This window comes from Arthrobacter sp. 2MCAF15 (assembly GCF_052115605.1).
GTDB lineage: Bacteria > Actinomycetota > Actinomycetes > Actinomycetales > Micrococcaceae > Arthrobacter.
Genome location: NZ_JBFRGZ010000010.1, coordinates 141,757 through 148,011, shown reverse-complemented (window position 1 = coordinate 148,011; position 6,255 = coordinate 141,757). Strand labels below are relative to the sequence as shown.

At 52.5% G+C, this 6,255-nt stretch carries 5 protein-coding genes; all 5 read right to left on the bottom strand.

Translation table 11 applies throughout. From position 1 onward, the window contains the following. Positions 1 to 403: 403 nt before the first annotated feature. The 5 genes from AB4089_RS13420 to AB4089_RS13400 all read right to left on the bottom strand — a co-directional run bounded on the left by AB4089_RS13420 (position 404) and on the right by AB4089_RS13400 (position 6,230). Complete coding sequence (locus tag AB4089_RS13420; RefSeq protein ID WP_441409779.1) at positions 404 to 1,303, bottom strand: glycosyltransferase family 2 protein; 900 nt, start codon at positions 1,301 to 1,303, stop codon at positions 404 to 406. A 16-nt stretch (positions 1,304 to 1,319) separates the two neighbouring features. Next, on the bottom strand, positions 1,320 to 2,687 hold the full coding sequence (locus AB4089_RS13415) for a hypothetical protein (RefSeq protein WP_441409778.1): 1,368 nt from the start codon (positions 2,685 to 2,687) through the stop codon (positions 1,320 to 1,322). Between the two features lie 97 nt (positions 2,688 to 2,784). Beyond that, on the bottom strand, positions 2,785 to 3,960 hold the full coding sequence (locus AB4089_RS13410; RefSeq protein WP_441409777.1) for a glycosyltransferase: 1,176 nt from the start codon (positions 3,958 to 3,960) through the stop codon (positions 2,785 to 2,787). Between the two features lie 7 nt (positions 3,961 to 3,967). Continuing rightward, positions 3,968 to 5,233 (bottom strand): lipopolysaccharide biosynthesis protein, encoded by a 1,266-nt coding sequence (locus tag AB4089_RS13405; protein WP_441409776.1) that lies wholly within the window; start codon positions 5,231 to 5,233, stop codon positions 3,968 to 3,970. Between the two features lie 34 nt (positions 5,234 to 5,267). After that, positions 5,268 to 6,230 carry a glycosyltransferase gene (locus AB4089_RS13400; protein WP_441409775.1) on the bottom strand — a complete coding sequence of 321 codons (963 nt, stop codon included), beginning with the start codon at positions 6,228 to 6,230 and terminating at the stop codon, positions 5,268 to 5,270. Positions 6,231 to 6,255 lie beyond the last annotated feature (25 nt).

Below are 6,255 nucleotides of genomic sequence, written 5' to 3'. Positions count from 1 at the left end.
CAACACCAGCATCAAGCACATCAAACGAACCGCCCGCGGCTACCGAAACGCCGGGAACTACAAATCGATTATCCTCATGAGAAGTGCCGTCCGGACGGCGGCATGACACTCATCCGGGAATCACTTTCCCCACGAACCGTGAAGAGCCCGTAAACGACGACCACCCCACCTCAAAAGCGGGTACTTAAGAGATACAAGCCTCTTTCTCCGGGCGGGCACCCGATGATTCACAAGCTGGAGCTGTAACCGACGCTTCCTCAGCAGTTGAGGGCGTGTGAGGGAGGTTGCCGCAGTGCCGCTCGAGTTGACGGGCCATCATGACCTGGATCGAAAGTACGCACCACGGCTGCGAAAGGTTGAGATCTCTGGCTAAACTCCGGGCACTCGATCACTCGGGAACTGTTCAAGAGAATATTCCAGCTAAGGTACCGCTAGCAGCAGCCAAAAACTTCTCTATTCTCCCGGACTTCTCGCGTAGCAACGGACGGCCTAGGAGCTTAAGTGACTCAACTAGACCCCTTCCTAATACAATGTCGTATTTCGCGGCCATAGCCGAACATACGATTATTCTGTTCCGTGCAATGTAGTAGTAATAGGTCTTGCTCCGCAGTGAACCATCGCTGACAGACGACCCTCCCTCCCTGTGCCAGACCTGCGCCTGAGGAACGATGCCTAATTTCATACTGAGCTCCGTCGCTCGAATGCAGAGCTCAGCATCCTCCCAGTAGAGAAACAGGTCCTCCCTAAAGCCCCCGAGAGTGTCCCAGGCCGATCGTTTCATCACGATGGACGCGCCACTTAGAAACATGGTGGGCATTGAAGGTCCAGTAGAAAACTCCTCTGGTCGACTACCGTAACCTATATGAGAGCACGCACCTTTGGCGGGATCGAGCACACCTCCCGCGAACCAGACTTTGCGGTCAGGGGCGGCACCATTCGTAATAAGTGGCGAAACAATATCGAAAGCCTCAAGTGCTTCGAGAAGTTTAAGAGTTGTTCCAGGCTCAACTTCACAATCAGGATTAAGAAGCCAAATTACTTCGTCAGGAGAAGCGTGATTGTAGCTCCTAGAGACCTCATTCATCCCACCACCAAAGCCTAGGTTGACATCCGCAGTAAGGAACGTGGCATTCTCAACTCTAGATACCAATTCCATGGCAGCAATTTTGTCGTCGGCATCCGATCCATTATCTAAAACAAAAATCGCATCAATAGGTTCACACATCAACGACGAAAGACACTTCTCCAAATATTGACTGGAATTGTAGTTAACGATCCAGACACTGACGGGAGACTTTCCCATTGAAACGTCGCCTCTACTATTCATTTCCATTGTAGACCACCCCAGTTTTGCGAAGGCCGCCAAGGCCGCCGCTACCAATTCCCGCTTGAGTCAATTCTCTTCCATCCCGCATCTTTAACAGTTCATCACTGCCCCAAGCTAATGCGCCAAAGAGAAAAGCCTGATCCATGCTAAAAATTGACGTGTAGTAAGTGCTGCTCACGATGACCAAAGATACTCCAACGATCAAACGATTACTCTCACCCGACATAGTTCCGTGGATTGAATTCTTTATTGTAGCTGCATATAGAATCCCGACCATGGCCACGCCAACGGCACCCAAGAAAACTGCCGCTATGCCCACCAAGTTCTTGGGAGACAGCGTTGCGTCACTCGCAGCGAAGGACTGATTAATCATTTCTGATAGATCACGGATCGGAAAAAAGTCAAGAGCGGAACGGGTCGAGTTCTCAACAAGTTTGGGTAGCCATTCAAGGTAAGCTGCGTAGCCCATCCCCAGTGGATGCTGACCTACGGCTGCAAGGGAGGCATCGGCCCACATGCTTCTGCTGGCATCCGATGTACCTTCGGTTTTGAGTCCCAGCTCCGACCATAATGCGCTGCCGAGGAAGTAGTCCAAGCGAAAGGAAGAGACCACCGCCAAAGCAGCGAGAACGGAAGCCCAAAACAGAACTACGTTAGCCGTCAGATCTGCCTTTCTCGATTTTAGCCAAATCAAAAACGGAATGACGAGCAAAGAGACGTAGATAGTAAGGTTGGTTCCCCTGCTTTCAGCGACTACCCCAATCATTATGAGGCCTACAGGGAATAGGACTACTGCCATCGTTCGCGTGGAACGCATGGCAATAAGTCCTAGGCATACAATCAAACCGGCCCCGAGAGATGATGCTTCAAATCGTGTGCTGCGGACTCTTTGCTGTAAATTCTGATAGGAGTGGATTAGCTCATTCTGGTCCACCCCCTGGTACCCGAGATGGTACAGAAGTGCCCCAAGCGTCATGGTGGCGATTGCCGCGATTGCACCGGCCTGGACCGCCCTGGGCACCACTCTCGAAAGAATCGCACCCGACACGAGCATCAGTAGCCAGACGCCTACGGAAACAGCAACTTTTATACTTTTTGCGATGGGGTTTTCGCCCAACACATCCGCCGCCAAGAAAGGAAGCGTTATCAACGTAATAAGTATTCCGTACGAAAATACCGCAATGATTACCCGCGAAAGGCGCAGACGACGGAAACGAGGGTCGCGCGAGGCCAGAAATCCGGCAATTATGATCGGCAGCCAGCCTGGTGACGCTAGCAGTCCCCCACCCAGGCCACGAAAAACAGCGACGTCGTCAACGGCAAATAGTGCGCAGCCGGCGAACGTGAGCCACCAAATCAAACGCCTGTGCCTGACGAGAGGGAGTGTGTGTAAGCTATTCACTGACATGCTTTGGTCGAGCTTTTCTCTGCACTATTCGACAAATTCTGCGATGCAATTAGACCCTCGTTTCCTGAAACATATCAAGTAGTGATTGTGCAATTGCTTGACTCGAAACGGAGCTAGCACGCGTGGAGAGTTCATGCGACCGCTCCAGCCATACGCTGTCGTTTTCAAGCAACATTTGGCAACTTGCTGCGAACTCTACTTCATCATCCGTAATCAAGAATCCAGGGGCCAAATGTGTCAACCCCCTCGCGCCAGTCGTCGTCGTTACAATGGGTATTCCACGGATAGCAGGTGGCCCGACTTTTATGTTTACGCCACTGCCGCTGAAAACCGGATTCACAAATACGCGCCCTGACATATAGAGCGGTTCCAGATCTTCCACTTCTCTGTGAAAATTAACACCTTCGCATGCGAGAAGGAACTGCGACAACTCTTTGCTCGCTCTTCTTCCAGCAACGTGGATCTCGGCGTGAGGAATGGCGGACCGGATGCGCGGCAAGACCCGTTTGCAAAACCATTCAAGTCCGGCGACGGCCTGTGGCATATCCAATGCTCCAACAAACAAGAGCCGAGCACTCGGGGGTGGCGTGTTCGAAATATTAACGTTGCAGTCCTGTTCACGGAACATGACTGCAGGCACGAATTTCGGTTCTAGGCCGAATCGCGTGTAGGCAGCGGAGTCATCCCTGGAGAGGATTGCAACGGCCGTTATGTCAAGATAGATCTTTTTGAGTACGCGTTGGAGGCGAATCGCTTCAGCCAAGTAATACAATTTCCTCAAGCCAGTAGAACTCTTCGCCAGCGCGTGCATATACGCCACTTCATCATTGTGGCTCCGCAACATTACTTGGAGGCCGCTCGGACCAGCTATGCTTTTGGCCAACGGAATCGTCCATTCGTGCGAAGCAATGACTCCCACCGTGTCGTCACGACAAAGGCTCACGGCCAGGTCTCTGGAAGCCGTCCTACGACTTTTCATCTGATACGGGGCCATGGGGTGGAGAGCACTTGTGGCGGCGAAACCAGACCGGTGAACGAAGACAACTCGCGACGCTAACTCCTCGTGGCGTGCCACGTCATCTAGCGAAATCACATTCCTGTGCGACACCACTAGCGTTAACTCACAGCCGGCGGCCACAAGCGCCTCGCACTCGCCCAGTAGCGCCGAGCGTCCTCCGCTGTTGGTTGGATAGAGAACATCGTCAGTGACAATGATTATGTGCATGGGTGACCTACCTTGAATCGCGTGACACTTCTGCTCTCGAGTTATGATGCAGGTCAACGTGTCCGGGTTGAATTAGACGTCGACTATGAGCCAATTTGAGCAAAGCCGTGACTTGAAAACCTAAGACAGCCATCTCCGTGACTGCGATTGCCCAGGCTACTCCCACTGCCCCATATTCCGCTCCGAGGACCAGCACCATCGGGACTGATACGACAAGTCCGACGATGGTGGAGCTTGCAGTCGTCCATGTTCTACCCAAGACTGCCAGGATCTGTATTCCTGTACATCGACTGAGCACGACAGCGCCGATTGCGAGGCCGAATGAAAATACGGCACTCCCATCCGGCGACACTTCGCCTGCAAACAAGAGCTGAATCACCGATGGCGCAAGCAGCCAGAAACCGAAAGTGCTAATAAGAGCTAGAACGGCGTTCATCCACAATGCCAGGACCATGCGGCGACGGCGCTCTCGGCCGACGGCAGCAGGAACCCAACCTTGCAAGGCAAGATTAAATGGGGCTAGTGCGGCCAGGGCAGTGCGACCAACCCTGTCGACAGCTGCATAGGACGCTACTTGTACTATCGGAGCAACTGTGGCCATTAGTGCCGTCGGCAAAGCAACATATGCGCTTGAAGCCACCCGCGTCACGAAAGCAGCACCTTGGACGCGCCATGTAAATGCCAGTTCCTTCCACACACTTCGTACTTCGGTCCTTCCTGCTCCCTTGGGCAGCCAAAGCAAAGGAATAAACGGAAGGACAAAGGACGCCGTTAGTTGCGTCAGCGGAAGAGCAATCAGGGGGGCACCACTTATCAGAAGGACAGCGCCCGCCACCGAGGAAGCGACTCTGGGGATCGAGTCCAACAACAGCATCCTGATTGAGGCTCCTGTTCCTACATAGAACCACGCCGCTGACATACCGCCCATGGCCATTGCAATTGCCGTTAGGAATGCCTCAACGCCATAAACAGGATTAATAAAGTGGACGACAACACCGATTGCAGGAAGGCTAAGCAGGGCCACACATCCGCGCTCGAGTAAGCTGCGGCGAAATGCCGAGCTTCGCCCGTCAATGCTCTCTCTGGCCACCTGGATCGGCCCCGCTACCGTCCAGCCAAGTTCGATAACAATAGCGGCTGCTACTCCTAACGACTGACCGACCGCAATACTTGCCCAACCGTTGTGTCCAAAATTAACACTTATCGCGGGGAGTGTCAGGATAGGAACTATGATTGAAAACAGCGGCCCGAGCGCAAAAAATGCGATGCGCACGGGCAATGAAGTTTGCCAATTAGACTTATTCGCACTAGCCAAGACTCGGCCTTACGTCCTCAGTATATATGGAATAGAGACTGTCCCGTAGCCGGCTTTCCACGATCAACTCCTCAAAATTTCTGTGACGAGGAGAACGAACAGACCCTACCCAAACAGCCTTCAAGAGGATCCAAAGAAATGCTAGCTTGTTGGGGGCCGCTAGAAACTGCGATTTTACCGCTCCTCGCAATTGCCTAAAAATCACCTTGGAATCATACGTGCCGTTCAGCCTTGTCTCTTTCATCCACCATATGAGGTTTCGTATATTGAAAAAATTTCTTCCAGCATTATAGTGCTGTGGACCAATATTGGTCACGAAGTGAGTGATTTGTGCCTGAGGCACGCTAAAGGCCACACCGAACTGTTCTAGACGGGCCGTGTATTCTATATCGTCGTGCCAAATAAAAAAATCCTCCAAAGGAAGATGTGTCTTCTTCGCCACTTCAATCGATATTAGGGGACCGACGAAGGTGGCCGCCTTTACGGGCAATAATCCATTCTCGACGGAAGGATAGACTTCGTCGAAATTCCGAGATACGAGGGGGAAGTTCCGAGGGCCCACGTCGCCCGCTGCATCGTTGACCCGCGGACACGTGAAACTTATCGGTCGAGGGAAATCCATTCCAAAGGGCTGGAGCAAGAGTTCCAGGGAGTTGTTGTCAGGAACAGCATCATCATCCATCAGCCAAACGTAGTCGAAATTGAGCGCGGCGGACCAGGCAATTCCCTTAGCAAATCCGCCAGCGCCTCCGCCATTCGTTGACGACGCTACGAGTGCAACGTTTCCCCCCAGGCTCTGAACAAGTTCGCGAGAGCCGTCCGTAGATCCGTTATCTACGATAATGATTTTGTCCACCGGTCTCGTTTGCTGCTGGAGGCCATGGATGACTTTTTTCAGTGTCTGAATCCGATTGTAGCTAACGACAACGGCCGCGACATGTGTACTATTTTTCAAGATTTTCCCAATCTTCGAACCCGAT